The sequence below is a fragment of the Streptomyces sp. NPDC029164 genome, from assembly GCF_055563995.1.
On the sequence record NZ_JBVHWW010000003.1, the window covers coordinates 225900 to 251859 of the forward strand.

The 25960-nt window shown below is 73.9% G+C and carries 27 protein-coding genes; 10 read left to right on the plus strand and 17 right to left on the minus strand.

The annotated features are described in order from the left end of the window. Positions 1-125: 125 nt before the first annotated feature. On the plus strand, positions 126-968 hold the full coding sequence (locus tag ACZ4VT_RS05125; RefSeq protein WP_362802440.1) for a GNAT family N-acetyltransferase: 843 nt from the start codon (positions 126-128) through the stop codon (positions 966-968). Then, positions 965-1903 (plus strand): lysophospholipid acyltransferase family protein, encoded by a 939-nt coding sequence (locus tag ACZ4VT_RS05130; protein ID WP_467946721.1) that lies wholly within the window; start codon positions 965-967, stop codon positions 1901-1903. The genes ACZ4VT_RS05125 and ACZ4VT_RS05130 overlap by 4 nt, the downstream gene beginning before the upstream one ends. Here the strand turns inward: ACZ4VT_RS05130 and egtD are convergent. The 4 genes from egtD to egtA are packed head-to-tail and all read right to left on the minus strand — an operon-like array spanning position 1786 to position 6165. Next, on the minus strand, positions 1786-2760 hold the full coding sequence (gene egtD, locus ACZ4VT_RS05135) for an L-histidine N(alpha)-methyltransferase (RefSeq protein ID WP_467946723.1): 975 nt from the start codon (positions 2758-2760) through the stop codon (positions 1786-1788). The two genes, ACZ4VT_RS05130 and egtD, sit on opposite strands and share 118 nt — an antisense overlap. Then, positions 2757-3515 carry an ergothioneine biosynthesis protein EgtC gene (egtC, locus tag ACZ4VT_RS05140; protein WP_467946725.1) on the minus strand — a complete coding sequence of 253 codons (759 nt, stop codon included), beginning with the start codon at positions 3513-3515 and terminating at the stop codon, positions 2757-2759. Before egtC ends, egtD begins: the two co-directional genes overlap by 4 nt. Further along, a complete protein-coding gene (gene egtB, locus ACZ4VT_RS05145) occupies positions 3515-4825 on the minus strand; it encodes an ergothioneine biosynthesis protein EgtB (RefSeq protein ID WP_467946727.1) in 1311 nt (436 codons plus the stop codon). The genes egtC and egtB overlap by 1 nt, the downstream gene beginning before the upstream one ends. Then, positions 4822-6165: an ergothioneine biosynthesis glutamate--cysteine ligase EgtA gene (gene egtA, locus ACZ4VT_RS05150; RefSeq protein ID WP_467946729.1), complete on the minus strand. Its 1344-nt coding sequence runs from the start codon at positions 6163-6165 to the stop codon at positions 4822-4824. The genes egtB and egtA overlap by 4 nt, the downstream gene beginning before the upstream one ends. Before the next feature lie 106 nt (positions 6166-6271). Between egtA and ACZ4VT_RS05155 the strand changes: the two genes are divergently transcribed. Continuing rightward, positions 6272-7123 (plus strand): TIGR02452 family protein, encoded by an 852-nt coding sequence (locus tag ACZ4VT_RS05155; protein ID WP_467946731.1) that lies wholly within the window; start codon positions 6272-6274, stop codon positions 7121-7123. A gap of 187 nt (positions 7124-7310) precedes the next feature. Here the strand turns inward: ACZ4VT_RS05155 and ACZ4VT_RS05160 are convergent, their stop codons facing one another. From ACZ4VT_RS05160 to ACZ4VT_RS05180, 5 genes are all read right to left on the minus strand, one after another. Further along, positions 7311-7775 carry a type II toxin-antitoxin system PemK/MazF family toxin gene (locus ACZ4VT_RS05160; RefSeq protein WP_467946733.1) on the minus strand — a complete coding sequence of 155 codons (465 nt, stop codon included), beginning with the start codon at positions 7773-7775 and terminating at the stop codon, positions 7311-7313. A gap of 54 nt (positions 7776-7829) precedes the next feature. Next, a complete protein-coding gene (locus ACZ4VT_RS05165; RefSeq protein ID WP_467946735.1) occupies positions 7830-8267 on the minus strand; it encodes a DUF7144 family membrane protein in 438 nt (145 codons plus the stop codon). Positions 8268-8457: 190 nt separating this feature from the next. Then, entirely contained in the window at positions 8458-9942 is a 1485-nt protein-coding gene (locus ACZ4VT_RS05170) for an amidase (RefSeq protein ID WP_467946737.1), read from the minus strand. Between the two features lie 97 nt (positions 9943-10039). Next, positions 10040-10735 carry an alpha/beta fold hydrolase gene (locus ACZ4VT_RS05175; protein ID WP_467946739.1) on the minus strand — a complete coding sequence of 232 codons (696 nt, stop codon included), beginning with the start codon at positions 10733-10735 and terminating at the stop codon, positions 10040-10042. Positions 10736-10830: 95 nt separating this feature from the next. Next, the gene (locus ACZ4VT_RS05180) at positions 10831-12087 is read right to left on the minus strand and encodes an MFS transporter (RefSeq protein ID WP_467946741.1); all 1257 of its coding nucleotides are present in this window, start codon (positions 12085-12087) and stop codon (positions 10831-10833) included. 331 nt (positions 12088-12418) lie between these two features. On the opposite strand from ACZ4VT_RS05180, the gene ACZ4VT_RS05185 reads away from it, so the two are divergent. The 5 genes from ACZ4VT_RS05185 to ACZ4VT_RS05205 all read left to right on the plus strand — a co-directional run bounded on the left by ACZ4VT_RS05185 (position 12419) and on the right by ACZ4VT_RS05205 (position 18999). Further along, positions 12419-13510 carry a LacI family DNA-binding transcriptional regulator gene (locus tag ACZ4VT_RS05185; RefSeq protein WP_467946742.1) on the plus strand — a complete coding sequence of 364 codons (1092 nt, stop codon included), beginning with the start codon at positions 12419-12421 and terminating at the stop codon, positions 13508-13510. Between the two features lie 300 nt (positions 13511-13810). Next, positions 13811-15010, plus strand: coding sequence for a thiolase family protein (locus ACZ4VT_RS05190; protein ID WP_467946744.1), 1200 nt, complete (start codon positions 13811-13813; stop codon positions 15008-15010). Between the two features lie 183 nt (positions 15011-15193). Further along, a complete protein-coding gene (locus ACZ4VT_RS05195; protein ID WP_467946746.1) occupies positions 15194-16633 on the plus strand; it encodes an aldehyde dehydrogenase family protein in 1440 nt (479 codons plus the stop codon). Positions 16634-16716: 83 nt separating this feature from the next. Then, complete coding sequence (locus tag ACZ4VT_RS05200) at positions 16717-17124, plus strand: thioredoxin family protein (protein WP_467946748.1); 408 nt, start codon at positions 16717-16719, stop codon at positions 17122-17124. Between the two features lie 447 nt (positions 17125-17571). After that, positions 17572-18999 (plus strand): dihydrolipoyl dehydrogenase family protein, encoded by a 1428-nt coding sequence (locus tag ACZ4VT_RS05205; RefSeq protein ID WP_467946849.1) that lies wholly within the window; start codon positions 17572-17574, stop codon positions 18997-18999. A 40-nt stretch (positions 19000-19039) separates the two neighbouring features. Here ACZ4VT_RS05205 and ACZ4VT_RS05210 read toward each other — a convergent pair whose 3' ends face one another. Next, entirely contained in the window at positions 19040-19240 is a 201-nt protein-coding gene (locus tag ACZ4VT_RS05210) for a DUF5988 family protein (RefSeq protein WP_467946750.1), read from the minus strand. Positions 19241-19815: 575 nt separating this feature from the next. On the opposite strand from ACZ4VT_RS05210, the gene ACZ4VT_RS05215 reads away from it, so the two are divergent. Next, positions 19816-20583, plus strand: a complete 768-nt coding sequence (locus tag ACZ4VT_RS05215; protein ID WP_467946751.1) for a metallophosphoesterase — start codon at positions 19816-19818, stop codon at positions 20581-20583. Here the strand turns inward: ACZ4VT_RS05215 and ACZ4VT_RS05220 are convergent. From ACZ4VT_RS05220 to ACZ4VT_RS05230, 3 genes are read right to left on the minus strand one after another with little or no spacing between them, the layout of a single operon-like run. Further along, the gene (locus ACZ4VT_RS05220) at positions 20556-20864 is read right to left on the minus strand and encodes a DUF2087 domain-containing protein (RefSeq protein ID WP_467946753.1); all 309 of its coding nucleotides are present in this window, start codon (positions 20862-20864) and stop codon (positions 20556-20558) included. The two genes, ACZ4VT_RS05215 and ACZ4VT_RS05220, sit on opposite strands and share 28 nt — an antisense overlap. Next, positions 20857-21414 carry a nuclear transport factor 2 family protein gene (locus tag ACZ4VT_RS05225; RefSeq protein WP_467946755.1) on the minus strand — a complete coding sequence of 186 codons (558 nt, stop codon included), beginning with the start codon at positions 21412-21414 and terminating at the stop codon, positions 20857-20859. The genes ACZ4VT_RS05220 and ACZ4VT_RS05225 overlap by 8 nt, the downstream gene beginning before the upstream one ends. Further along, positions 21411-22157 (minus strand): SDR family oxidoreductase, encoded by a 747-nt coding sequence (locus ACZ4VT_RS05230; RefSeq protein WP_467946756.1) that lies wholly within the window; start codon positions 22155-22157, stop codon positions 21411-21413. Before ACZ4VT_RS05230 ends, ACZ4VT_RS05225 begins: the two co-directional genes overlap by 4 nt. A 167-nt stretch (positions 22158-22324) precedes the next feature. Here ACZ4VT_RS05230 and ACZ4VT_RS05235 point away from each other — a divergent pair, with 167 nt between their 5' ends. Continuing rightward, positions 22325-23185: a helix-turn-helix transcriptional regulator gene (locus ACZ4VT_RS05235; RefSeq protein ID WP_467946758.1), complete on the plus strand. Its 861-nt coding sequence runs from the start codon at positions 22325-22327 to the stop codon at positions 23183-23185. Between the two features lie 30 nt (positions 23186-23215). Here the strand turns inward: ACZ4VT_RS05235 and ACZ4VT_RS05240 are convergent, their stop codons facing one another. From ACZ4VT_RS05240 to ACZ4VT_RS05255, 4 genes are all read right to left on the minus strand, one after another. Beyond that, complete coding sequence (locus ACZ4VT_RS05240) at positions 23216-23872, minus strand: hypothetical protein (protein ID WP_467946760.1); 657 nt, start codon at positions 23870-23872, stop codon at positions 23216-23218. Further along, positions 23869-24402 carry a DUF6114 domain-containing protein gene (locus tag ACZ4VT_RS05245; RefSeq protein WP_467946762.1) on the minus strand — a complete coding sequence of 178 codons (534 nt, stop codon included), beginning with the start codon at positions 24400-24402 and terminating at the stop codon, positions 23869-23871. The genes ACZ4VT_RS05240 and ACZ4VT_RS05245 overlap by 4 nt, the downstream gene beginning before the upstream one ends. Further along, positions 24393-25046 carry a DUF6230 family protein gene (locus ACZ4VT_RS05250; protein ID WP_467946764.1) on the minus strand — a complete coding sequence of 218 codons (654 nt, stop codon included), beginning with the start codon at positions 25044-25046 and terminating at the stop codon, positions 24393-24395. Before ACZ4VT_RS05250 ends, ACZ4VT_RS05245 begins: the two co-directional genes overlap by 10 nt. 107 nt (positions 25047-25153) lie before the next feature. Beyond that, complete coding sequence (locus ACZ4VT_RS05255; protein ID WP_467946766.1) at positions 25154-25915, minus strand: MerR family transcriptional regulator; 762 nt, start codon at positions 25913-25915, stop codon at positions 25154-25156. Positions 25916-25960 lie beyond the last annotated feature (45 nt).

Below are 25960 nucleotides of genomic sequence, written 5' to 3' on the forward strand. Positions count from 1 at the left end.
TTCAGCGTCCGCACATCCAAGGGCCGCTGAGCGGTCATGTCGAATCCAGCCGGTCACGGAAGAAGTAAAGGAGCCAGGCCACGCACCTGCCGGCCTGGCCCTCCGCGCCCGGATCAGGAGCCGCCATGACCATCGCACCCCTGTCCCCGTCCCCCCTGACGCCCCCCTCCACCCTCACCGTCCCCACCGGTCCCGCCCCCCTCACGCCTACCGCGCCCCGGGGAGCCGCACCGGCCGCCGGCCCCCACTACGCCGTACGCCTCGCCCGCGACGAGTCCGAGGTGCGCGCCGCCCAGCGCCTGCGCCACCAGGTCTTCGCCGGCGAGCTCGGCGCCCGCCTGGACGGGCCCGAGCCCGGCCTCGACTCCGACGCCTTCGACGCGTACTGCGACCACCTCCTCGTCATCGAGGAGGAGACCGAGCAGGTCGTCGGCACCTACCGGCTGCTGCCCCCGGAGCGCGCCGCCGTCGCCGGCCGCCTCTACTCCGAGGGTGAATTCGACCTCTCCGCCCTCGCCCCCATCCGCCCCGACCTGGTCGAGGTCGGCCGCTCCTGCGTCCACCCCGACCACCGCAACGGCGCCGTCATCGCCCTCATCTGGGCCGGCCTCGCCCACTACATGGACCGCTCCGGGCACAACTGGCTCGCCGGCTGCTGCTCGATACCGCTCGCCGACGGAGGGGTCCTGGCCGCCGCCACCCGCGAGGCCGCCCTGACCCGCAGCCTCGCCCCCGAGGAGTACCGGGTCACCCCGCACCTCCCCTGGAACCCCGAGGGCATCACCTTCCCCGACCGCATGGAGCTGCCCCCGCTGCTGCGCGGCTACCTGCGCCTGGGCGCCTGGGTCTGCGGCGAACCCGCCCTCGACGCCGAGTTCGGCTGCGCCGACCTGTACGTGCTGCTCTCGCTGCGCCGCACCAACCCGCGCTACCTGAAGCACTTCCGCTCGCTCGTCCCGGGCGCATGAGCGTCTGGCTTCCCAACTCGCCCTGCACCCCCGAGGCCTGTGCGGGCCACGAGGGGAGCACCGCGAGCATCCCGCGGGCGGTGCTCCGGCTCACCGCCGCCGTCGCCCTGATCCTGCTGGGGATCCTGGGCGCCCCGCCGGTCCGGCTGCTGCCGGCCGGCCCCCGGCACACGGTCGTACGGGCCTGGTCGGCCGCCCTGGTACGGGCCTTCGGCATCCGGATCACCGTGCACGGCAGCCCCGGACCGGGCGGCGGCCGCCTCCTCGTCCCCAACCACATCTCGTGGCTCGACATCCCGCTCGTCGCCGCCGCCCTGCCCTGCCGGATGCTGGCCAAGAGTGACATCCGCGACTGGCCGGTCCTCGGCCGCCTCGCCGGGGGCGCCGGAACCCTGTTCATCGAGCGCGACAAGATCCGCGCCCTGCCCGCCACCGTCGAGACCATCACCGGCGCGCTGCTGGCCGGCGACCGGGTCACCGTCTTCCCCGAGGGCTCCACGTGGTGCGGCCGCGCCCAGGGGACCTTCCGCCGGGCCGCCTTCCAGTCGGCGCTGGACGGGCGGGTCCCCGTACAGCCCGTGCGGCTCGCCTACCTGCACGGCGACGGGACCCCGGCCGGGGCACCCGCCTTCGTCGGGGACGACCCGCTGACCGCCTCGCTGTGGCGGATCGCCCGGGCCCGCGGCATACGGGCCGAGGTCAGGCTGCTGCCGCGGATCCCGCCGGGCCGGTACGCGCACCGGCGGGACCTCGCGGCAGCCGCTCAGCAGGCCGTGCTCGGAGCCTCAGCCCCGGCCCTCCTGCCCGGCATACCGGCTCAGCCGGCCGCGCCGTCGGCGACCGACAAGGACAGCGCGAACCGGCCCGCAGCGTCCGTCCACCACTGGGTCAGCTCCAGTCCCGCCGCCGCCAACTCCTTCCGTACGCCCTCCTGACGGAACTTCGCCGAGACCTCCGTCAGGATCTCCTCGCCCGCCGCGAACGGCACCACGAGATCCAGCGCCCGGATCTTCACCACCAGCTCCGCCCGGGCCCGCAGTCTCATCTCGATCCACTCCTGCTCCTTGTTCCACACCGCCACGTGCGCGAAATCGGCGGTGTGGAAGTCCGCGTCCAGCTCCCGGTTGACGACCGCCAGCACGTTCTTGTTGAACTCGGCCGTCACCCCCCGCGAATCGTCGTACGCCGACACCAGCACGGCCTCGTCCTTCACCAGGTCCGTGCCCATCAGCAGCGCGTCCCCGGGCGACAGCATCGCCCGTACGGACGCCAGGAACACCGCACGCTCCGGCGGCAGCAGGTTCCCGATCGTGCCGCCGAGGAACACCACCAGCCGGGGACCGGGGGAGTCCGGCAGCTGCAGTGCGCGCGTGAAGTCGGCCAGCAGCGCGTGCACCCGCAGCCCCGGATGCGCCGCGAGCAGCGTCTCGGCCGCCCCCCGCAAGGCGCTCTCGCTCACGTCCACCGGTACGTAGGTGTCCAGCGCGGGCATCGCCTCGATCAGGTGCCGGGTCTTCTCCGAGGAGCCCGAGCCCAGCTCCACCAGGGTGCGGGCGCCGCTCTCGGAGGCGATCTCCCGGGCCCGCTCCAGCAGGATCTCCCGCTCGGCGCGGGTCGGGTAGTACTCGGGCAGCCGGGTGATCTCCTCGAAGAGCTCACTGCCCCGCGCGTCGTAGAACCACTTGGGCGGCAACACCTTGGGGAGGTGGGTGAGCCCGTGCAGTACGTCCGTGCGCAGCGCGGTCTCCGCCGCGTGCTCGTCGAGGGTCCGGGTCAACTGGAAGTTGGTCACGGGGAGTTCTCCTTGAGCGGGGTCAGTTCGACCCGCGTGCGGGTGGCGGTCAGCAGGGTCCGGTCGGGCACTTCGCACCACCGGGGGTCTTCGTCGTACGGCTCGGAGGCCACCACGGTGCGCCGGGCGCCCGCTTCGGCCAGGTACCAGAGCGAATCCCCCCATGCCGTGGCGGCGATCGCGGTGCCGTCCGTCACCAGCAGGTTCAGCCGCGAGCCGGGAGCCGCCGTGGCCAGCTCCCGGACCGGCTCGGCGAGCGCGGTGCCCAGGTCGTCGCCGGCCCGCAGCCGGTGCAGGACGAGCGCCCAGACCAGCGCCGAATCCGTGCGCGCGGCCAGCCGGAGCAGGTCCTCGGGCGGCAGTGCGGCCGCGAGCGGGGCCGCCGTGTCCGGCCAGCCCCGTACCGCGCCGTTGTGGCTGAACAGCCACGGCCCGTCCGAGAACGGCGCGGCCGCCGCCTCCCCGTCGGCACCGGGCAGCGTGCCGTCCCGTACGGCGGCCAGGACGGCCCCGCTGCGCACCACCCGGGCGAGATCGGTGAAGGTCAGGTCCGACCAGACCGGCCCGGACCGCCGGTAGCGGGCGGGCACCGGGTCGCCCTCCGCGTACCAGCCGATGCCGAAGCCGTCGGCGTTGACCGTGCCGGAGCGCTGCCGGCGCGGCTCCCAGGACTGGCGCACCAGTGAGTGCTCCGGCTCGCTCAGCAGCCGCCGGAGCTCCACCACCGGGCCCAGATAGGCGAGATGACGGCACATCAGACGTCCCTCGCGGTCCGGAAGCCGGAGAAGATCTGCCGCCGCACCGGAAGGTCCCAATTGCGGAAGGTGCCCCGGCAGGCCACCGGGTCCACCGCGAAGGAACCGCCCCGCAGCACCTTGTGCTCCGGACCGAAGAAGACCTCCGAGTACTCCCGGTACGGGAAGGCCCGGAACCCGGGATACGGCAGGAAATCGGAGGCGGTCCACTCCCACACGTCGCCGATCAGCTGGCGCACCCCGAGCGGGGAGGCCCCGGCCGGATAGCTGCCCGCGCGGGCCGGGCGCAGGTGGCGCTGCCCCAGATTGGCCAGGGCCGGCGTCGGGTCCGCGTCGCCCCACGGGTAGCGGGCCGAGCGGCCCGTCGCCGGATCGAAGCGGGCCGCCTTCTCCCATTCCGCCTCCGTCGGCAGCCGCCGCCCCGCCCAGCGGGCGTAAGCGTCCGCCTCGTACCAGCTGACGTGCAGCACCGGCTCGTCCTCGGGCACCGGCTCGGTCACCCCGAAGCGGCGGCGCAGCCACTGACCCGCCTCCCGGTGCCAGAACAGCGGGGCCGCTATCGAGTGTTCGCGGATCTGCTGCCAGCCCGGCGCCGCCCACCAGCGGGGCTCGCGGTAGCCGCCGTCCGCGATGAAGGCCAGGTAGGCGGCGTTGGTCACCGGCACCGTGTCGATCCAGAAGGACGCGACGTCCCGGACGTGCGCGGGCCGCTCGTTGTCCAGCGACCAGGGCTCGGCGGAGGTGCCCATGGTGAACGGGCCTCCGGGGACGAGGACTTCGGTGCCGGGCGGCGGATCGTACGGGGCGTCCGGTTCCGGCGCGGTCAGCACGGGCGCGCCCTGTCGCAGCTGATGGGTGATCAGCATGGTTTCGTCGTGCTGCTGTTCGTGCTGGGCGATCATCCCGAAGGCGAAGCCGTCGTCGAGGAGCGCACTGCCCTCCAGCGGGGTGCGCTCCAGCAGGTCGAAGACCCGGCCGCGCACCTCGGCCGCGTACCGGCGGGCCTCCTCGGGCCCGAGCAGCGGCAGTTTGGGCCGCTCGGCCCGGGGGTGCTCGAAGGCGTCGTAGAGCGGGTTGATCTCGGGGCGCATGGACTCGCGGCCGGCGACGTTGCGCAGCAACCAGAGCTCCTCCTGGTTCCCGATGTGCGCGAGGTCCCAGACGAGCGGGGACATCAGCGGCGAGTGCTGGGCGGTCAGGTCCGCGTCGCTCACGGCGTCGGTGAGCCCGGCCGTCCGCACGCGCGCGGCGGTCAGGGCGGCGGCCGCACGCTCCCGCAGGGCTTCCCGGGACGGGTATGACGTGGTCACCGGCGGGCCTCCTTCCCGGTGAGCAGGGAGGACGGGTCGTCGGCCGGGCAGCGGCCGCGCAGCACGAAGCGCTCGGTGAACGCGCCGACCGTCTCCTGGACGTGCTCGCTCGCGCCCAGCCGGGGCAGCGCCTCGGCGGCGGCCAGGAAACAGGCCGTCGCGGCCGTCCGCAGCTCCGGATCGGCCAGGCCGTGCCGGGCGGCGGACCGCCACAGCGGATTGCGGGGCGAGGGCCGCGGGCCGTGCGCGTCGGACAGTGCCTTCGTCGCGCGGTACGCGGTCTCGGCCGCCTCCGGATCGTCGAACAGCGCGTGCACGACCGCCAGCGGGACCAGCCAGCCGTCGTCGCCGGGCTGCGCGTCGATCATCCGCAGCTCCAGGTGGCCGCGCGGCCGCACCGGCGGGAACAGCGTGGTCAGGTGGTACTCCAGGTCCTCGGCGGTGGGCGCCCGCAGTACGGTGCGGCCCGCGGGACCGGAGCGCTCCGGCCGCCCGGGGTCGCCGCCCGTGCGCAGCCAGTCGCGGAAGGTCGTGCCGCGCGGGATCTCCCACGCCTCGCCCTCGTACGACAGGACGCACATCACCTCGGTGTCCAGCGCCTGCCGCGTCCACGCGGCCCGCGGCTCCGCGTCCAGCGGCGGCGCCAGGGCGCGCCGGCTGTCGATGTCGCTCCAGACCCCCTGGCGGGCGCAGCGCCAGCCGGCGTACCGGCCCTCGTCCGCGGGGGAGTTGGCGAAGGCGGCCACCAGGACCGCGCCCAGCAGGTGGGCGAGGCGCCAGCGCCGGCCGTGACCGAGCACGCCCGGCTCCTCGTACCCGGCGTCCACGCAGACCTGCACGGAGGCGGAGGCGCACATCATCACGCGCCCGGCCGGGCCGGTGCGGTCGAAATAGGCCTCCATGGCGTCGTAGCGCGGGCTGTTCAGCAGCCGGCGGTACGGGCGCCGCGGATCGCGGCCGATGCCGCGCAGCACCAGTCCGCGGGCCAGCAGGGCGGCGCGTACGGCGGTGAGGTCGGCCTGCAGGCCGTCCACGCATCCGCTGAGGGAGGCGGCGGGGGCGGAACTGAGTTCGAGCTGGCCGCCGGGTTCGACGGTCAGCCGCGAGTTCAGGGGCAGCGCGCGGGCGGCGGCGTGCGCGGCCCGCAGCCGCTCGGGGGGCAGGGGCTGTTCGGGCCGTTCGGCATCCAGGACCAGCCATTCGAGCTCGGCGCCGATGAGGCGGGGCGGGCCGGTCTTGAAACAGATGCCGTGGATCAGCTCCTCCGCCTGGGTCTCGCTGAGGGAGGCGTCGGGGGGTGGGGCGGGCGCGTGGGGGTAAGGGGGTGAGTCCTGGGGCATACCGGGTCCTCGTCTCCTGTCGTCGGCCGTGACATCACCCGTGCCTACCCCTCCCTGGGGCACAAATTCCTTTGCCGCCGGTGGCCGGGGTGCAGAGGATGGCGGCGTGAGCAGCAGATTGCGCGAGATCGCGCGGGAGAACGCGGAGATCCTGGCGGCCGGTGGCTACCGGACGCGGTCGGGACGGCAGGTCTCCCTGGCCGCCGCCCTGGCGGAGGCCAAGGCAGGAACCAGGATATATGGACCAAACCGGGTCATTCCAGACGAAGGGGTCGTTCGAGGGGGCGAGCCGACGGCCGTCGAGGTCACGGGCGAGAGCACCACGGTCGCGGCACGCAGGCTCGCCACGGGCGGCCCGGCCGCCGCGGCCGGGCCGGACGAGGCCACGGTGGCGGCCCTGAACTTCGCCTCGGCCCGCAATCCCGGGGGCGGCTACGTCCGCGGGGCCAAGGCCCAGGAAGAGGCGCTGTGCCGCGCCTCGGCCCTGTACGAGACCCTGCTGGAGGCCCCGGAGTACTACGAGATCCACCGCGCGGAGCGCAGCACCTTCTACACCGACCGGGTGATTCACTCGCCCGGGGTGCCCGTTTTCCGCGATGACCGGGGCGACCTGCTGGAGACCCCGTTCCGGGTCGGTTTCCTGACCTCTCCCGCCCCGAACGCGGGCACGATCCGGCGCCAGGAGCCGCAGCGGGTCGCCGAGATACCGGGGGCGCTGGTCCGGCGGGCGGAGCTCGTGCTGGAAGTTGCCGCCCTGCACGGCTACCGGCGGCTGGTGCTGGGGGCGTGGGGCTGCGGGGTGTTCCAGAACGACCCGGCGGAGGTGGCCGAGGCCTTCCGGGGGCTGCTGGCGGGCCGCTTCGCGGGGGTGTTCGAACGGGTGGTGTTCGGGGTGCTGGACCGCAAGCCCGAGACGCGGGAGGCGTTCGAGCGGGCCTTCGCGGGTTTCGGGGCCTGAGGACGGCACGGAACGGAACGGGGTGGGGTGGGGTGGGGTGGGGTGGGACGACGCGGGCGCGGCCGTGCGGGCGGCGGGGCCCGGGCGCCTGCGGCCGTCCGCGCCCGCCCGCGCTGGGGCCGGCCCGCGCGTGCCGGCCCGCGGCTGTCGTCCCGCGCCTGCCGGCCCGCGCCGCGGCCGCCCTGCCCTACGTCCAGCCGTAGCGCTCGCGCAGCCCGTCGACGACCAGCCGGAAGCGTCCCCGGTCCAGTGCGCAGGCCTCGCGCCGCATGCCGGACTCGTGCACCCGCAGCACCCTGTCGACGTCCACCCAGGACTCACGGCCCGCGCTGTCCCACGGGCCGGTCCCGATCGGCACCCACTCCCGGTCGTGGTCGTGCCGCTTGCTGGACAGCTGTACGGCGAGCAGGGTCCGCCCGCCCGCCTCCCGCGCGACGACCAGTACCGGGCGGTCCTTCCCACGGCCGTCGTTCTCCTCGTACGGGACCCAGGTCCACACGATCTCTCCGGGATCGGGGTCGCCGTCGGGGTCGGGTGCGTACTCGGTGCGTACGGGGCCGATGGCGCGCGGGTCGGCCTCGGTGGTCGCGGTGTCCCCGTCGCGGCCGGGCTGGTCGGTGTAGCCGTTGCCGTGATGCGAAAGTGCCGTCATCCCGCCGAGGTTACCGGGACCGGACCCGTGACCCGGGTCGGCCGGGTCGGCCGGTCAGGTCATGTCCGATTCCCGGTGCGAGCCCGTGCACAGCGCCCAGACGATGAAGAGGTTGACGACGACCAGGATCAGCGCCCACCAGGGGTAGTACGGGATCCAGAGGAAGTTGGCGATCGCGCCCAGTCCGGCGACCACGATGCCGAAGTAGCGCCCCCACAGGGCTCCGGCGAGGACGGCGCACCCGGCGACGACGAGGGCGATGCCCAGGATGAGGTGGATCCAGCCCCAGCCGGTCAGGCTGAACTCGAACACGTAGTGGCGCGTCACGACGAACAGGTCGTCGCTGGCGACGGCAGCGATGCCTTCGAGGAACGCCATCGCCCCTCCGAAGACCATCAGCACTCCCGCCAGGAGGGTGGTACCGGACGTGGGCGCGTGCCAGGGGCGCGGTTGCCCTTGGCCTGCCTGCGGCCTGCTGGCGTCACTGGCCATTTCGCTCTCCTAGGGTGCAGGGCCGGCGCGGTGGCCGGACCGGCGAGATCCCCCCATTCAGCCTGTCACGGAGGCTCACCGTCGGCACTCCGGCCCCCGCGGCCCCACACGCGCCGACCCGCACGCGCCGGCCCCTACACACCGCACCTCATACACCGCACCTCATACACCGCACCTCATACGCCGACCCTTACGCGCGGGCCCGCACCGGATCCGGCCGCCGCGCCGCCCAGTCCTGCGCCGCCTCCACCTGCGCGGCCAGCGCCAGCAGCAGCGGCTCCGAGTCCGCCGGACCCAGCAACTGGGCGCCCACCGGCAGCCCCTCGCCCGTGAACCCCGCCGGGATGTTCACCCCCGGCCAGCCCAGGACGTTCCACGTCCAGGCGTACGGGCAGGCGGCGATCATCGCCCGGTCCGTGGCCATGGCGCCGAGACCCGCCAGCGCTCCGATCCGCAGCGGCGGGGTCGCCGTCGTAGGGGTCAGCACCACGTCGAAACGTCCGAAGATCTCGCCGACCCGCCGCGCCAGCGCCGCCTCCGCCCGGCGGGAGACACGCAGGGCCAGCCCGCCCAGGATCCGGCCGGTCCGTACCGCCTCGTGCGTACGCGGGTCCAGCAGCGCCGGGTCCGGCACCCGCGCCGCCCAGTCCCGTACGCCGCTGGTCGCGCGGGGTACGAAGGTCAGGCCGATCGGGCCGTACCGCGGGTCCTCCGGGACCACCTCGTGGCCCAGCGCCTCCAGCGCCCCGGCCAGCCGCTCCACCGCGGAACGGACCTGCGGGTCCAGGGACTTGGGGGTTGCGGTGAAGGGCATGCCGAAGGAGAGCGCGATCCGCAGCCGGCGCGGGGTGCGCCGGGCCGCCCCGACCGCCGAGATGCGGGCCGGGCGGTGCAGGTCCTCGGGGTGCGGGCCGCTCGCGGCGTCCAGCAGGAGCGCCGCGTCGGCGACGGTACGGGCCAGTACGCCGTTGACCGTGAGCCCGTGGAAGGACTCCGGCTCGGGCCACGTGGAGATGCGCCCGCGCTGCGGTTTCACGCCGATCAGGTGGGTCCAGGCCGCGGGGATCCGGACCGAACCGGCACCGTCCGAGCCCAGCGCCGCCGGGACCAGGCCCGCCGCGACGGCCGCCGCCGAGCCGCCCGAGGAACCGCCGGGCGAGTAGGCGGGGTTCCACGGATTGCGGGTCGCGCCGAAGGCCTCGCCCTCGGTGAAGGGCCACTGCCCGAGCTCCGGCGTCTGGGTCTTGCCGACGATGACCGCACCGGCCGCGCGCAGCCTCCGTACCGCCTCGCTGTCGGCCGTCTTCGCGGCGAAGGCCCCGGCACAGCCGAAGGCGGTCGGCTCCCCGGCCAGGTCCATGTCGTCCTTGACCGCGAGCGGTACGCCCAGCAGGGGCAGCCGCTCGCCCGCGGCCAGCCGCCGGTCCGCCGCGTCCGCCTCGGCGAGCGCGGCGTCTGCGCGTACGGACCGGAAGGCGTTCAGCTCCGGCTGCGCCGCCGCGATCCGGCGCAGCGCACGCTCGGTCAACTGCCGTGCAGACACAGTGCCTTCGGCGAGGGCCGCGGCCATCTCGACCAGACCGGCGGGCGCTGTGGCCTGTGCGGTGACCCCCGCCGTGACCCCTGCCGTGGCTGCTGCCCCGGCCGCCGCCGAAGCACCTGAAGAATCCGACATCGCGAACCACTCCCCCCGTTACCGTCCGGTAGGAAGACGGTAACGGGGACCCGCCGTGCGCGACCAGCCGTAAACGCCGCGACGCCGGCCCAGGCTCCTAGATCCACCCCTCCAGGGAGGTCATGAAGCCGTCGAAGTCGTCGCGGTGGATGGTGTGTCCGGCCCCGGCGACCGAACGCACTTGGAAACCACGGCTCTTGAGCAGCTCTGCCCGCTCCGGCGAGATCAACTGGCTCGGATCGGCGAGCTGGACCAGCGAGGGGACCACCGGCGTCGCCGGCATCAGGTCGGCGCCGAGCAGCGGGGTGAGGCTCAGGGCCGTCTGCTCGTCCCACAGCGCCAGGGTCGCCAGCTCGATGTCGACGTCGACGTCCTCCCAGCGCGGACTCATCGCCCGGATCTCTTCCCTGGTCGCCGACTTGAACCGGGCCAGCAGCTCCGGGCCGAAGCCCTCCGCGGGGGCGGCCAGGTGCCAGCCGGGGTCGGAGTACACCGCCCGCCGCGGCTTCAGCCGGTCCACCGCGAGCGACAGGGTCAGGCCGCCGAGGGAGTGGCCGATGGCGAGTTCGGCGCCGGTCGGCAGCGTCTCGACCACGTCGTCGGCGTAGAGCTCCGGGCTGTACGCGCCGCGGCCGCTGGCCCCGTGGCCCCGCAGGTCCACGGCGATGACGCGGTAGCCGCGGTCGGCGAGGCCGGGGCCGACCCGGCGCCAGGTCCGGTGGTCGGCCATGATGCCGTGGATCAGGAGGGCGATGCGGTCGCCCTCGCCCCAGGTCTGGGTGTGCAGCTGCACGGTGGTGCCTCTCTCGGGTCTCGTGGGTGTGAACCCGTCTTCCGGGTGCGGCGAGTTCAGGTCGAAGGTACGGACCGGTGGTGCGGGGTCCCCGGTCAGCGCACGCTGCGGATCGGCTTCACGGCCAGCGCCCCCGCCACCGCCAGTACGGCCGCGACGACGAACAGCGCGGTGTACCCGCCGCTGAGCGAGACGATCACCGAGGCGATGAACGGCGCGACGATCTGCGGGCCGGCGTTGGCGATGTTGAGCACGCCCATGTCGCGGGCCGCGTCCTCGGCCTTGGGGAGCACCATCGTCACGAGCGCGGTGTCCACCGCCATGTAGCAGCCGAACGCCAGCCCGTTGACCACGGAGAAGGCCAGCATCGCGGTCCAGCTCGTCGACACGGCCGGGATGACGAGCGCGACGGCCGACAGCAGGGCGGAGGCGCCGACGAAGAGCTTGCGGCGGTCGAACCGGTCGGAGAGGTATCCGCCGAGGACCGTGGAGGCGACCATCGCCACACTGGTCAGCGGCATCATCACCGCCACCGCGGCCTCCGGCTTCATGCCGTCGGGCAGCACCGTGTGGTCCTGGAGGATGTAGAGCTGGTACCCGGTGACCGCGAAGTACCCGAGGACGAGCAGCGCCCGTCCGATGAACGCCCACCGGAAGTCGTGGTGGCGCAGCGCGCTCGCGAAGGCGGCGAGCTGGGCCTTGACGGGCAGCGGGGCGTGGGCCGGGAGGCGTTCCTCGCGGCTGCAGGCGGTGAAGAGGACGGCGGCCCCCGCCACGAGCGCGCCGAGCACGAGGTAACCGGTGCGGTAGTCATCGGAGAAGGCCGCGCCGAGCAGCGCACCGAGGGTGGAGCCGAAGGGCAGGCCGAGGCCCACGGCCGCGGAGGCCTTGCCGCGGGCGCTCAGGGGCACCCGGTCGGGGACCACGGAGGTGATGGCCGCCTGGTAGACGTTCATGACGGCCTGGCCGAGGCACCAGGCGATCGTGATCAGCAGGATCGTGTCGGCGAAGCCGAGCAGGAACATCGCGGGGACGGCGGCGAGTCCGCCGCCGAGGATCCAGGGGTTGCGCCGTCCGCTGCGGTCGGACAGGGCGCCTGCGACGGGGTTGAAGACCGTGGCGAAGATCGCCGAGACCCCTGCGATCAGGCCGAAGTTCGCCACCTTGTTCGCCGGGTCGATGTCCTCGACCTGGAGCGCGAGCAGGACGCCGGCCACGCCGACGTAGAGCGCGTACATGGCGCTGTTGCCGACGAGCAGCAGGGGGAGCAGCCCGCGGCGTGCGGGGCCGGGCCCGGTGGAGGCGTCGGTGGTGGCGGCGGTGGAACCGGTGCCGGGGGACGAAAGGGCCACGGTGCCTTCCTGGTCGGTTGAGGGTGGAGGAAGGGAGGGGGAGGGGGCGGTCCGGGGTGGGGCCGGATGGGGTGAGGGGTGCGGTGAGGGGTGCGGTGAGGGGTGCGCGCCGCCCTGTCGCGACGGCGGGGGTGCGACGGAGCGCGACAGGGCGGCGGCACGGCGGGTCACGTGCGTGCGCACGTGCGGTGACACATCCGTCGTCACGTCCGTCGACAGGGATGTGACGCGTGATTACACGTGTCAATGACTCGTGTAACCATTGTGTAGCATTCGTTTCAGGCCATCCGCTAGCCCCTGGGCGCAATCGGTCTGGAAAGATGCCACGGCAATGTCTCAGTCATCGAAATCGCCGAAGCCGCCGGCCGCGGCCTCCGGATCGTCCACGCCGCCACCCCCCGTTCCGACCAGCGCCGACGTGGCCCGCCTCGCCGGGGTCTCGCGCGCGACGGTCTCGTACGTGCTGAACAACGCGGAGGCCGTGCGCATCAGCGAGCCGACGCGCCGCAAGGTCCGCCAGGCCGCCGAGGAACTCGGCTACGTCCCGCACGCGGCCGCCCGCAGCCTGCGCGCAGGGCACACCCGGATCGTGCTGCTGCCCACCCCGAACGTGCCGATCGGCCCGCTCTACAGCGCCTTCCTCAACGAACTCCAGTGGGCGCTGCGCCGGCTCGACTACACCGTGGTCCAGTACGGCAGCCTCGGTTTCAGCGGGGACGAGGCCGTGCGGGCGTGGGCGGAACTGCGTCCGGTGGCGGTGATATCCCTCGGCGAGATCACCCTCTCCGCGCACAACGTCGCCACCCTCAAGCGGGCCGGGGCCCGCGCGGTGATCACCGTGGGCCCGGTCGGCGTACCCGGGGCGCACGCACTGGTCATGGACCAGCGGGAGGTGGGCGCCCGGGCCGCGGCGCATCTCGTCGAGCGGGGCCGGCGGCGGATCGGGGTGGTCGTCCCGGAGGAGGAGGGGCTGGAGCTGTTCTCCGCGCCCCGGCTGGCGGGCGCACGCTCCGCGGCGGGTGCGGCGGGTGCGGCGGGTGCGGCGGGCACGGCGGGCGCTGAGGACGTACGGGTCGAGCCCGTCCCGATGGCGTACTCCGAGGAATCGGCGGCGGCGCTCGCGGCCCGCTGGCGCGGGCTCGGGCTGGACGCGGTCTTCGCGTACAACGACGAGTACGCGATGCTGCTGATGCGTGCCCTCCAGGACGAGGGGCTGCGCATCCCGCAGGACGTCGCCGTCATCGGCGCCGACGACCTGCTGATCGGGCGGCTGCTGCGGCCCCGGCTGAGCACGGTGCGCCTTGAGATGCCGACCGGTGACCACCTGGCCTCGCTGGTGGACCAGGCGGTGCGCGAGCCGTCGGAGGTCACGGAGCGGCACGACCTGATGGCGGCCGAGGCCGTGCACCGCGAGTCGACCTGACGGTGCCCGCTCGGGCGTCCGATCCGTGGCTCCGACCCGGCGCTCCCGACCCGGCGCTCCCGATCCGGCGCCCCGTTCCGGCGGCCCGTTCCCGCGGCGTGTTCCGTCCGGGCCGGGCCGACGGGTCGCCGGGGGCCGTTGACAGGCGGTGACGTGCGGACGGAGACTGCGGGCGCGCCCCACCGGGCGTGCCCGGCGGCGTGTCGCGATGCCCACACCGGCGTCGTGCCCACACCGGCATCGGTGCCCACACGGCGCCGGTGCGCCACCGCCCGTACGGATCCGCCCAGGAGAGACCCCATGAGCATCCGCACCGTCCGCGACGTCTACGTCGTCGACGCCGTCCGCACCCCGATCGGCAAGTTCGGCGGGGCCCTCGCCGGGGTCCGCCCGGACGACCTGGCCGCGCACGTGGTGCGCGCGCTGGTGGACCGTACGCCCGACCTCGATCCGGCCCGTATCGACGACGTCGTCTTCGGCGATGCCAACGGCGCGGGCGAGGACAACCGCGACGTGGCCCGGATGGCCGTCCTGCTGGCCGGCCTCCCGGTGAGCGTCCCCGGGGTCACCGTCAACCGGCTGTGCGGGTCCGGCCTCGAAGCCGTGATCCAGGCCGCCCGCGCCATCGCGCTGGGCGACGCCTCCGTGGCCATCGCGGGCGGCGTCGAGTCGATGAGCCGCGCCCCCTGGGTGGTCCAGAAGCCCGAACGGGCCTTCCCCGCCGGGCACCAGCAGATGTGGTCCACCACGCTCGGGTGGCGGATGACCAACCCGCGGATGCCCGCCGAGTGGACCGGCTCGCTCGGCGAGGGCGCCGAACTCGTCGCCGACAAGTACGCCGTCACCCGCGAGGCGCAGGACGCCTTCGCCCTGGAGAGCCACCGCAAGGCCGCGGCCGCCTGGGCGGCCGGGCTGTACGACGGCGAGGTCGTGCCGTACGAGGGCGTGGACCTCGTACGGGACGAGTGCATCCGCGAGGGTTCCACCCCCGAGGCGCTGGCCCGGCTGAAGCCGGCCTTCCGGACGGACGGCCGGGGTACGGTCACGGCCGGCAACGCCTCCCCGCTCAACGACGGCGCCGCCGCCCTGCTGTTGACCGACGAGGCGGGCCTGGCGGCCACCGGCCGGGAGCCGCTCGCCCGGATCAGCGCCTCCGCCGTGACGGGGATCGAACCCCAGCTGTTCGGGCTGGGCCCGGTGGACGCGGTGCAGCGGGCCCTCGGCAAGGCGGGCCGCGCGCTGACCGACCTCACCGTCCTCGAACTCAACGAGGCTTTCGCGGCGCAGGCGTTGGGCTGCCTGGCGGCCTGGCCGGAGCTGGACCCGGCCGTGGTCAACCCGCGTGGCGGCGCCATCGCGATCGGCCACCCGCTCGGTGCCTCGGGCGCCCGGCTGGCCGGTTCGGTCGCCCACCAGCTGGCGGCGGCGGGCTCCGGCACCGGCATGGCGGCGCTGTGCATCGGCGTCGGGCAGGGCATCGCGCTCGTCCTGGAGCGCTGAGCCAGCCCGGGCACGGCCCTGGTGGTGCACCCGCCCCACCAGGGCGTCGACCATTTCCGGTCAGCGCCCGCCGTCAACTGCCCAATAACTGAACAGAAGTGGAGCCTCCCGTCTGGCACGATGACGCGTGCTGCCGCCCCCCCGCCCGGCACCCCGCCCATCCCCACCCGGAGGCCCCGCGCCATGCCGCTCCTCGACCCGACGCTCTGGCAGGACGGACCCACCTTCACCGGCGGCGCCGCCCCGGTCGTCGAACCCGCCACCGGCCGCACCCTCGCCACCCTCGACCTCGCCGCGCCCGCCGACGTGGCGGAGGCCGCCGTACGGGCCCGGGCCGCGCAGCACGACTGGGCGCGCGCCACCCACCTCGAGCGGGCGGCCGTGCTGCGCCGCGCCGGGGACCTGTTCGCCGCGCACGCCGACGAGCTGCGGGAATGGCTGGTCCGCGAATCGGGCTCGATACCCGGCAAGGCCGGCTTCGAGCTGCACGTCGCCGCGCAGGAGTGCCACGAGGCCGCCGCGCTGGCCTCGCGCCCGGTCGGGCAGGTGCTGCCGAGCGAGGCGCCGCGGCTGTCCTTCACCCGGCGGGTCCCGGCCGGGGTGGTCGGGGTCGTGGCCCCGTTCAACGCCCCGCTGATCCTGGCGATCCGCTCGGTCGCGCCGGCCCTGGCGCTCGGCAACGCTGTGCTGCTCAAGCCGGACCGGCGGACCGCCGTCTGCGGCGGCCTCGCCCTCGCCGCCGTGTTCGCCGCCGCCGGGCTGCCGGCCGGGCTGCTGCACGTCCTGCCCGGGGGCGCGGAGACGGGCGCCGCCGTGGTCGCCGACCCGCGGGTCCGGGTGGTGTCCTTCACCGGATCGACGGCGGCCGGCCGCGCCGTCGGGGAGCTGGCGGGCCGTCACCTCAAGCGCGCGCACCTGGAGTTGGGCGGCAACTCCGCTCTGGTCGTGCTGCGCGACGCGGACGTCGAGGCCGCCGTCGCCCAGGCCACCTGGGGCACCTTCTTCCACCAGGGCCAGATCTGCATGACCGCCGGGCGGCACCTCGTGCACGCCTCGCTCTACGACGAGTACGTCGAGCGGCTCGCCGCGCGCGCCGAGGAACTGGCCGTGGGGGACCCGTACCGCGAGCAGGTTCACCTCGGCCCGCTGATCGACCGCGCCCAGGTGGAGCGCGTACACGCCCTCGTGGAGGCCAGTACCGAGGCGGGGGCCAAGCTCGTCGCCGGCGGCACCCACCGGGACCTCTTCTACCGGCCGACCGTACTGGCGGGCGTCGGCGAGGACACCCCCGCCTATACCGAGGAGGTCTTCGGCCCGGTGGCGCCCGTACGCTCCTTCGCGACGGAGGACGAGGCGGTGGCACTGGCCTCGGCGGGCCCCTACGGCCTCTCCCTCGGGATCGTGACGCGGGACGCGGCGCGCGGGCTCGACCTGGCCGAGCGGATCCCCACCGGGATCGCGCACGTCAACGACCAGACGGTCAATGACGAGGCCGTCGCCCCGTTCGGCGGAGTCGGCGCCTCCGGCACCGGTGCCCGCTTCGGCGGCGAGGCCAACCTGGACGCCTTCACGGAACTGCGCTGGATCACGGCTCGCAGCACCCCGGCCACCCACCCCTTCTAGGGGATGTCCCGGGCGGGGCGGAATGCTCGGGGCGGGTCGTTCGTTCTAGGAGCAGTCGGCTCACATCAGGAGGTCTGGACACCGTGGCTACAGTCGAGCTCACCAAGGAAAACTTCGACCAGACGGTCAGCGAGAACCCGTTCGTGCTGATCGACTTCTGGGCGGGCTGGTGCCGGCCGTGCCTGCAGTTCGCGCCGGTCTACGAGCGGGCCTCGGAGGCCCACCCCGACCTGCTCTTCGCCAAGGTGGACACCGAGGCGCAGCAGGAGCTGGCGGGTGCCTTCCAGATCACCTCGATCCCGACCCTGATGATCGTCAGGGACCAGGTGGCCATCTTCGCCCAGCCCGGCGCCCTGCCGGAGGCGGCGCTGACCGACCTCATCCAGCAGGCCCGCGGGCTGGACATGGAGGAGGTCCGCGCCAAGATCGCCGCGCAGCAGGGCGGCGCGCAGGCCCCCGGCGCCGAAGGCCCCGGCACGTCGGAGGCCTGAGGAGGCGGGGGCGGTCCGGGGCTCCGCCGGACGGCCCCCCCGTGCCACGCGCATCCGCCGCGTCCCACACGTCTCACACGTCCCGCACCGGGGGTCGGAGGCATCGCTTCCGACCCCCGGCGGTGCGTTGAGGCCGTGCGGGGCGTGCCCGGGCGGGTGCGGGTGTTCGTCACGGGCGGACCGTGAGGCCGTCCAGGGTCAGGTGATCCGCCGAAGCAGAGTGCGGGTATCCGCGTCGGGCAGGCGTTCGCGCTCTGACACGGGTTTGGTCTCCTTGACACAGAAGGGTCTGGATCAAGGCTTCGGCGGGCTGTTGCCGCACCACGCCGAGGCTGCCCGGCAACTCGGGCAAGTCCCGCGGACCACACGTACAGTGGCGGGCTATGAGCCCCTGACCGGGATTCCTGTGGGTCCTGGCGGACCCTCTGGAACCCTTGGAAGGTGTCTATGTCGCAAGCCGTGGAGTACGACGTCGTGGTCCTCGGCGGGGGACCGGCCGGCGAGAACATCGTCGACCGGACCTGCGCCGCCGGGCTGAGCACCGCTCTCGTGGAGAGCGAACTGGTGGGCGGCGAGTGCTCGTACTGGGCCTGCGTGCCCAGCAAGGCGCTGCTGCGCCCGGTGCTGGCCCGGGCCGACGCGCGCCGGGTGCCGGGGCTGGCGGACGCCGCCGAAGGTCCCCTGGACACGCCGGCGGTGCTCGCGCACCGCGACTACTGGACCGGTGACTGGAAGGACCAGGGCCAGATCGACTGGCTCGACTCCATCGGCGCCGACCTCTACCGGGGCCACGGCCGCCTCTACGGGGTCCGCAAGGTCGCCGTCACCAGCCCCGAGGGCGAGCATCACGTGCTGTCAGCCCGGCACGCCGTGGTCGTCGCCACCGGCACCCGGGCCGTCGTCCCGGACGTGCCCGGCATCGCCGGCGCCCGCCCGTGGACCAGCCGCGAGGCGACCTCGGCGCAGGGCGTCCCCGGCCGGCTGCTGATCGTGGGCGGTTCGGTGGTGGCCGCCGAGATGGCCACCGCCTGGCAGGGACTCGGATCGCAGGTCACCATGCTGGTGCGCGGCTCCGGGCTGCTGCCGCGCATGGAGGACTTCGCGGGGGAGCTGGTCGCCGACGCGCTGCGCGAGGCCGGGGCGGTGATCCGTACGGACGTGGCCGTCGAGGCGGTCGTACGGGACGGCTCGACGGGGCCCGTCCGGGTGGTGCTGGAGGGCGGCGAGAGCCTGGAGGGCGACGAACTGCTGATGGCGACGGGCCGGGCGCCGCGGACCGACGACATCGGGCTGGAGACCGTGGGTCTGCCCGCCGGGAAGTGGATCGACGTCGACGACAGCTGCCGGGTGCCGGGCCACGACTGGCTGTACGCGGTCGGGGACGTCAACCACCGGGCGCTCCTCACCCACCAGGGCAAGTACCAGGGCCGGATCGCGGGCGCCGCGATCGCCGCCCGCGCGGCCGGCGCTCCGCCGGACACCGGCCCCTGGGGCGCCCACACGGCCGCCGCCGACACCCGCGCCCTCCCACAGGCCGTCTTCACCGATCCGGAGGCCGCCGCGGTCGGCCTGACCCTGGCCGAGGCCGAGCGGGCGGGCCACCGGGTGCGCGCCGTCGACTACGACATGTCCAAGGTCTCCGGCGCCGGCCTGTACGCCGACGGCTACCGCGGCCGCGCCCGGATGGTCGTCGACCTCGACCGCGAGGTCCTCCTCGGAGCCACCTTCGTCGGCCCGGGCGCGGCCGAGCTGGTCCACGCGGCCACCATCGCGGTCGCGGGGGAGGTGCCGATCGAGCGGCTGTGGCACGCCGTTCCGGCCTTCCCGACCATCAGCGAGATCTGGCTTCGGCTGCTGGAGACCTACCGGGGATGAGACCGGGGTCGGGCCCCGCCCCCGGCCGGTCATTCGGCGTTCATTCGGCGATCTCGGTGCGTTCCCACCACTCGTAGACCGGGAGCGGCCCCTGCGGGCCGTCCTGCTGCCGTGAGGTCGGCTTGAAGTGCTCGTATCCGCCGCGGTGCGGAACCTTCAGGTCTTCTCCGGGCGGGGCGGTCGGGACGATCCGGTCCGGGAGATCGTCCGGGCCACCCTCCAAGGCTGCCTTGTTCGTCATGGCCCCAGTGTTCCCACGCCCGGGGCCGCGCGCATCACGAAGGGGGGCGAGCCCGTCGGCCTGACCCGACAGGAACCGGAGGGAGTGGCGGTCGGCGCGCCACCCCGCCGGGGCGCTCATCATCGGTGCCACGGCGGGGTCCGGCTGCCGCCGGCCGCGGGCACCGCGACCGGTGGCGGCCCGTCCACCGGAGGCACGGGCGACGCCTCCGGCACGTCCGTGAGGCGAGTACGGCGGGAGGCACGCCGGAGGCTCGGGCGGAGGTGCGGACAGCAGTACTGGCGGCAGCACCGGCGGAGGCTCCACGGGTGGCTCAGGCGGCGTCTCCGGCGGCGTCTCGGGCGGCGCCGTCGGCGGTACGGGCGGCGGTACGGGCGCCACCCCCACCGGCGGTGCGCTCGCGTCCACCGGAGCCACCGTGGCCTCCCTCGCCGCGGGTGCGCGCGTCCTCACGGCGGGCGGCTGGGAGCTACGCCGCACCCGCCCCCGCAAGAGCGCCTGATTACCATCGCGGGCCGCCCTGTTGAATGTGTGCCGAACGCATCTCTCGACCAGAGGCGAAGGAGACACCGCTCGTGATCGTGATCGCCCACCTCAGCGACATCCATCTCGACGGCGGTCCGCGGGCGGCCGACCGCACCCGCGCCGTCATGGACTACCTCGACGGTCTGCCCCACGACCTGGACGCCGTGCTCGTGAGCGGGGACATAGCCGACCACGCCGCCCCGGCCGAGTACGAGGAGGCCGCCACGCTGCTGCGCTCGCGGCACCCGCTGGTGGTCTGCCCCGGCAACCACGACGACCGGACCGCCTTCCGGCAGGGCCTGCTGGGTGAGCAGGCCCCGTCGTCGGCGGCGCCGGTCGACCAGGTGCTCCGCGGCCCGGGCTTCGTGCTCGCCGTGTGCGACTCCTCCGTTCCCGGCGCCGACCACGGTCTCCTGGAGGAGTCCACCCTGGCCTGGCTGGACGGCGTACTGACCGACACTCCGCCGGAGACCCCGGTCCTCGTCGCCTTCCACCACCCGCCCGTCCCGCTGCACACCCCGTACGTCGACGAGATCCGCCAGTTCGGGGAGGAGCGGCTCGCCTCCCTCGCCGAACGGCACCCGCACCTCACCGCGTTCCTGTGCGGGCACGCCCACACCGCGGCCACCACCACCTTCGCGGGGCGGCCCGTGCTGGTGGCGCCGGGCGTGGTCTCCACCCTGCGGCTCCCGTGGGAACACCCCTCGGCCGCCTCCGAGCACGTCCACCTCGACGAACCGCCCGCCGTCGCCTTCCACTTGATCGGCGACGACGGGCGGCTGACGACCCACTACCGGGTGGTCGTCGACCGCCGGTAGCTGCGTCCGTCACGGGTCCGCGTCAGCAGGCCCGAGGTGATCAGATACCGCCGCAGCGCCGAGCAGTCCTCGTGCACGGTGCGCAGCGCGTCGTTCACCTCGGGCTCCGTGTACTCACGGTCCACCGTGAAGAGGGTCTCCGCGAGGTGGACGAGCAGCTGCTCGCGCCGGGCGGCCTTGCGTGGGATCGCGAGGAGCCGCCCGCCCGAGAAGAGGTCGCCGACGTCCCGTCGCTCCTTGCGCGGGGCGGTCTGTTGCTCGTGTGCGGTGCTCTCAGACATGAGGGCGAGCATGACCGCTCGGCTCCCCGGCGGGCAACGGAGTTTCCGGTTCGAAGGCCTTGAGGGAGTCCTCGCCGCCGGTCCACCGGACGTCGAGCCGTTGGCGGACCAGGAGCCAGCCGTCCGGGCCGCGGCGGAAGTCCCATGCGTACGCGCCGCCCATGGAGTACGTCGCGGAGGTCGTTCCGGGTGTGGTGGCCGCGACGAACCACATGTAGCCGATGCCGCTCGCCCGGTCCTCCTCCACCTCGAACTGCACGTTGAGGATGTGGTGTTGCATGCCCGGGTAGGGCGCTTCCGCCTCCTCCACCTTCGCCCGGATCGCCCCCCTCCCGCGGGTCTCTCCCCACGGCGCGAACTCCAGCACCGCGTCCTCGGCCCAGCAGTCGATCCAGGTCTGCCAGTCCTTGCGGTCCAGCGCCCGCCAGCCGCGGACGAGAAGGGTGCGCAGAGCCTCCTTGTCCTCCAGTTTCCGCAGTCTCCGGACCAGGCTGTCGTGGGCGGAGGCCGTGAGCACGACCTCGGCGCCCTCCCTCGCGGCGGGGGTCACCGGGCGCTCGCGACCGGGCGGACGACGATCTCGTTCACGTCGACCTGGGGTGGCTGGGAGATGGCGTAGGCGATCGCGTCCGCGATGGCAGAAGCCGGCAGTGCCACGGAGCGGTAGGCCTTCATCGCCTCCCTCGCCTCCGGATCGGAGATGCCGTCCGCGAGTTCGGACTCGGTCACGCCGGGGGAGACGAGGGTGACCCGGATGTCCCCCGCGGACTCCTGGCGCAGGCCTTCGGAGATCGCGCGGACGGCGTACTTGGTGGCGCAGTAGACGGCGGCGGTGGGGGAGACCTCGTACGCGCCGATGGAGGCGACGTTGACGAAGTGCCCGTCGCCCTGGGCGCGCATCACGGGCAGGGCCGCGGCGATCCCGTGCAGGACGCCCCGCACGTTCACGTCGATCATGCGGTCCCACGCCTCGGTCCTGAGCGCTGCCAGCGGCGACAGGGGCATCACGCCCGCGTTGTTCACGAGGGCGTCGATGCGGCCGTACTCGCGGACCGTCGCGTCGACGAACGCGCGCATGTCCGCGGCGTCGGTGACGTCCAGCGTCCGGAAGGCGGCGGTGCCGCCCGCCGCGGTGATCTCCTCGACCAGTCGCTCCAGCCGGCCGGTACGGCGCGCGCCGAGCAGGACCCGGTGCCCGTCCGCCGCCAGACGGCGTGCTGTGGCCTCCCCGATGCCGCTGCTCGCACCGGTGACGGCGACGGTCCTCGTCCCGGTGATGGCGGTCTGCTTCATGTCTGTCCCTTCTCGTGAACGGCCTTAGCGGACGGCCTCCTTGTGGACGGCTCTCGGCCGCCTCGTCCTCCGGAGTCTGGGCGTCGGCGGAAGGAGGGACCAGGACGGGCCGTGCCTGGGTACGGCGCACCCAGGCACGCGGTGGGGGGCCGGTCTAGCCTGGCGTGATGACAGGCAACCCCCTCGGGGACTTCCTTCGCGCGCACCGTGCACGGCTGCGGCCCGACGACGTGGGACTGGCCTCCTACGGCCCGCGCCGGGTGGCCGGGCTGCGGCGGGAGGAGGTCGCCGTCCTCGCCGGCATGAACTCCGACTACTACGCCCGCCTGGAACAAGGCCGCGAGCAAAGCCCCTCGCCACAGATCCTCGAAGCGATCAGCGCCGCCCTGTGCATGGACCACGAGGCACGCGACCACCTGTTCCGGCTGGCGGGCACCCTGCCGGACGGGCAGCGGACCCGGCCGCGGGAGACGGTCAGCCCGGAGCTGCGCCAGTTGCTGGACGGGTACGCGAACACCCCGGCGTTCGTCCTCAACCCCGCGCTGGACCTGCTCGCGGCCAACAGCCTGGCCGACGCGCTCTTCTCGCCGTTCGAGGAGGCGGACAACCTCGCCCGGATGACCTTCCTCGACCCCGCGGGCCGGGTCTTCCACGCCCAGTGGCGCCGGGCGGCCGAGGCGGTCGTCGCCGCCCTGCGCCAGTCCACCGGCCTCGTACCGCACTACCCGCGCCTGCGGGAACTGGTGCGCCTGCTCACCGGGGCGAGCGGGGAATTCGCCGCGCTCTGGTCCGCGCACACCGTCCACGGGAAGACCCTCGACGCCAAGGCCCTGGTCCACCCGGACGTGGGGGCGCTGTCCCTCACGTACCAGTCCTTCGACGTACGGGGAGCCCCCGGCCAGCAGGTGGTGATCTACCACGCCGAACCGGGGAGCCCGAGCTCCCACGCGCTCTCGCTGCTCGGCAGCCTGAACGCAACCGGCCCGGCCGACACCGGAGTTCACCGGGACGGACGGGCCGGAGCGTGAGCAGGCGGAGCGGAGGGCGGGGCGGCGGTGTCAGGGGCCGACGGTGATCTGCTGCGCCGCATCGGTGGTGTCGGCGACCCGGTAGACCGCGTTGAAGGTGGAGGCGGTCGCGCTGGTGGGGCAGCCGAACCCGCCGGTGACCTTGACCGGTACGGAGGCGTTGGTGAAGGTCAGCGTGGACGGGGCGCCGTTGGCCCAGGTGCCGCCGACGTTCGCCGGAGCCGTGGGGGCGGCGGTGACCGTACAGGACGCGAGCCCGGTCGTCTTGACCACCAGACCGCCGACGGGCAGGCCCATGGTGGCGGTGATCGGGGAGCCGTTCTGCATCGACACGGTCCAGGCGCCGGAGGTCGTGACCGTGGCGGTCACGCCCGGAATGCTGGAGGTGCAGGAGCTGTACGTCGGCGCGGAGATCGGCGAGGACACCGGCCCGGCCGGGTTGCTGTTGCCGGGGGCGGCCGGCACCGTGCCGGTCGCGACGGAGACCGTACAAGTCACCGTAACGGAACCGGCTTTGAGGGTGGCCTTGCCCGTGAGGGTGGCCTGGAAGGCGTGCCCGGCCGGGGTGACGGTGGTCGACCCGGCCGCGGGTAAGGGCGCGGCGGTGACCGGGGCGGTGACCGCGCCGAGCGCGAGGGCTCCGGCGGCGGTCGTCCCGAGGGCGAGCGCGGTGCGCGAACGGCTCATGGCTGTGCTCCTTGGGGATCATGGTGCGTGGTGGGGGGAGGGGGCGCGGCGGCCGCCGCGGTGCCCACGGCGGACTCCGCGTTCCCGGTGCCTGACGTGGACCGCGCCGTGGACAGCGCCGGGGAACCGGACTCCGCCGCGGACTCCGGTTCCCCGGCGCGCGGAACCGCGCGCGGGGCGGCGTACGGCTGCCAGGCGAACATCAGGCCGCCGCCGAGGATTCCGAGCAGGGTGCCGATCAGGAAACCGCCCAGGTTGGACAGGACCAGCGCGGCCGTGGCGATCAGGGTCGTGAGAACGCCCGCGAGCGTGCGCTGAGCGGGAGCGAACCAGGTGGTGAGGCCGAGCACGATCATCACGATGCCCAGCAGGACGGACGGGATCCCCGCCACCCCCTGCTGGAGCATGATCTTCAGCGGCGCCAGTGGCAGGACGCAGATCCACGCCCCGGCAAGGATCGCGAGCAGCCCGCCCCAGAAGGGCCTGCTGCGCCGCCACCGTTGCCACCGCCGCCGTCGGCTCAGAAGCATTCCTTCTTGCCCTTGCTGACGTTCATGCTGAGCCCGGAGAGCTTGAAGGTGCCGGCGTTGGTCGCCCACGCCGTCTGCTGGAGATCGGTGATGCGGACCGTGTCGGCCTGTTGGGCGAAGAGGTCCTGCATGCCCTGCGCTTCGGCCGGCCCCTTGTCGAGGGTCGAGGCGTCCCGCCCGATCTCGATGTTGCTGAAGACGGCGTCGCCGGCGAGCTGGGTCGCGTCGACGAACAGGTTGCTCGCCTCCACAGGGGTCTTGCGGCCGGCGGTGAGGTTGAGCGAGATGTCACCGACCACCGGGAGCGTGGTGACCACGGACTGGCAGAGGTTGTGGAGCTTGGCCTCCCGGATGGCGGTGACCGCCACCGGGATGAGCTCCTCGCGGGCGTTGACGTCGACGCTGCCGTACTGGGCGAAGCCCTCGCCCTCCAGGCTGCTCGCCGAGACCTTGAACTGCTGGCCCGAGACGGCGAACGAGGCGGCCAGCACACCCTGCGCGAGGGCGATGCCGAGGCCGGCGGTCACGGCGACGGCGGGGACGGTCAGGGCGGCGAACCGCCGCCAGCGAACGCGGCCGGACCCACTGCGCTCGTCGGACGCATGGTCGGGCAAATGGTCGGATAAATGGGGGGAACCGGTCATGAGGGCGTCCCTTATTTCGGCTGTGCACCGTTGTTACCGACGAGTTGAATGTAAGAGTGCCAATGGAGGTTGGCAAGGTTGTGCGAGCGCACCCTTTGAGCCGACTCCTACTGCTCCGTACGCAGCAATTCGGCGACCTCCGCGTCCACCCGCCGCGCCATCGCCCGGGCGAACTCCGTGGCCACGACCTCCCCGGCCACCGGCCGCAGCGCCGCCACCGCCGCCGTGATGTGCTGGAGCTGCGTGGCCGAAAGCCGCTCCAGACCCTCCGCGCCCTCCGAACCGATCACATGCCGCCGGAACAGCCCGACGAACCGGTCCGCGACCGTCGCCGCCTGCGTCTGTACGAACTCCCCCACGTCCAGGATCTCCGCCAGCGGCACCCCCAGGCGCACCAGCGTCAGCGTCGCGTCCAGCAGCCGGCGGCTCGGGTGCGTGACCAGGTCTCCGTCGACCGTCACGTAACCCAGCTCCGCCGCCCGCCGGGTGTCCGCCGCGGTCGCCGTCGGGCCGAACACCTCCCGCAGCTCGGCCCGGGTCATCGTCACCGGCTCCTCCTGCACCCAGTCCCGGGTCATCTCCCGTTCCAGGCCCAGCAGTCGGGACAGGCCGCCGCCCTCCTCCCACGCCTGGAGCAGCTCCGCGATCCCGTTGACCGTGTAGCCGCGCCCCAGCAGATCGCTGATCAGGCGCAGCCGGGTCAGGTGGTCGTCGGAGTACCAGGCGATCCGGCCCTCCCGGCGCGGCGGCGGCAGCAGCCCGCGCTCCTGGTAGTAGCGCAGGTTGCGCACCTTGACGCCGGCCGCCCGGGCCACGTCCTCCCGGCGGTAGCGCCCGCCACCGCTCCCGTCCTCCACCTGGCTGCTCACGGGCCAGAGTGTAGGAGCTACCGACAGGTCACATCGGCAGCTCAC

Bases quoted from the DNA above. Each gene is read 5' to 3' on its own strand.
- ACZ4VT_RS05220 (WP_467946753.1), bottom strand. From the start codon at position 20,864: ATGTCTGAGAGCACCGCACACGAGCAACAGACCGCCCCGCGCAAGGAG.
- ACZ4VT_RS05245 (WP_467946762.1), bottom strand. From the start codon at position 24,402: ATGCTTCTGAGCCGACGGCGGCGGTGGCAACGGTGGCGGCGCAGCAGG.
- ACZ4VT_RS05170 (WP_467946737.1), bottom strand. From the start codon at position 9,942: ATGTCGGATTCTTCAGGTGCTTCGGCGGCGGCCGGGGCAGCAGCCACG.
- ACZ4VT_RS05205 (WP_467946849.1), top strand. From the start codon at position 17,572: ATGTCGCAAGCCGTGGAGTACGACGTCGTGGTCCTCGGCGGGGGACCG.
- ACZ4VT_RS05240 (WP_467946760.1), bottom strand. From the start codon at position 23,872: ATGAGCCGTTCGCGCACCGCGCTCGCCCTCGGGACGACCGCCGCCGGA.
- ACZ4VT_RS05185 (WP_467946742.1), top strand. From the start codon at position 12,419: ATGTCTCAGTCATCGAAATCGCCGAAGCCGCCGGCCGCGGCCTCCGGA.
- ACZ4VT_RS05235 (WP_467946758.1), top strand. From the start codon at position 22,325: ATGACAGGCAACCCCCTCGGGGACTTCCTTCGCGCGCACCGTGCACGG.
- ACZ4VT_RS05250 (WP_467946764.1), bottom strand. From the start codon at position 25,046: ATGACCGGTTCCCCCCATTTATCCGACCATTTGCCCGACCATGCGTCC.
- ACZ4VT_RS05210 (WP_467946750.1), bottom strand. From the start codon at position 19,240: ATGACGAACAAGGCAGCCTTGGAGGGTGGCCCGGACGATCTCCCGGAC.
- ACZ4VT_RS05125 (WP_362802440.1), top strand. From the start codon at position 126: ATGACCATCGCACCCCTGTCCCCGTCCCCCCTGACGCCCCCCTCCACC.
- ACZ4VT_RS05195 (WP_467946746.1), top strand. From the start codon at position 15,194: ATGCCGCTCCTCGACCCGACGCTCTGGCAGGACGGACCCACCTTCACC.
- ACZ4VT_RS05160 (WP_467946733.1), bottom strand. From the start codon at position 7,775: ATGACGGCACTTTCGCATCACGGCAACGGCTACACCGACCAGCCCGGC.
- ACZ4VT_RS05190 (WP_467946744.1), top strand. From the start codon at position 13,811: ATGAGCATCCGCACCGTCCGCGACGTCTACGTCGTCGACGCCGTCCGC.
- ACZ4VT_RS05230 (WP_467946756.1), bottom strand. From the start codon at position 22,157: ATGAAGCAGACCGCCATCACCGGGACGAGGACCGTCGCCGTCACCGGT.
- ACZ4VT_RS05130 (WP_467946721.1), top strand. From the start codon at position 965: ATGAGCGTCTGGCTTCCCAACTCGCCCTGCACCCCCGAGGCCTGTGCG.
- egtA (WP_467946729.1), bottom strand. From the start codon at position 6,165: ATGCCCCAGGACTCACCCCCTTACCCCCACGCGCCCGCCCCACCCCCC.
- ACZ4VT_RS05165 (WP_467946735.1), bottom strand. From the start codon at position 8,267: ATGGCCAGTGACGCCAGCAGGCCGCAGGCAGGCCAAGGGCAACCGCGC.
- egtC (WP_467946725.1), bottom strand. From the start codon at position 3,515: ATGTGCCGTCATCTCGCCTATCTGGGCCCGGTGGTGGAGCTCCGGCGG.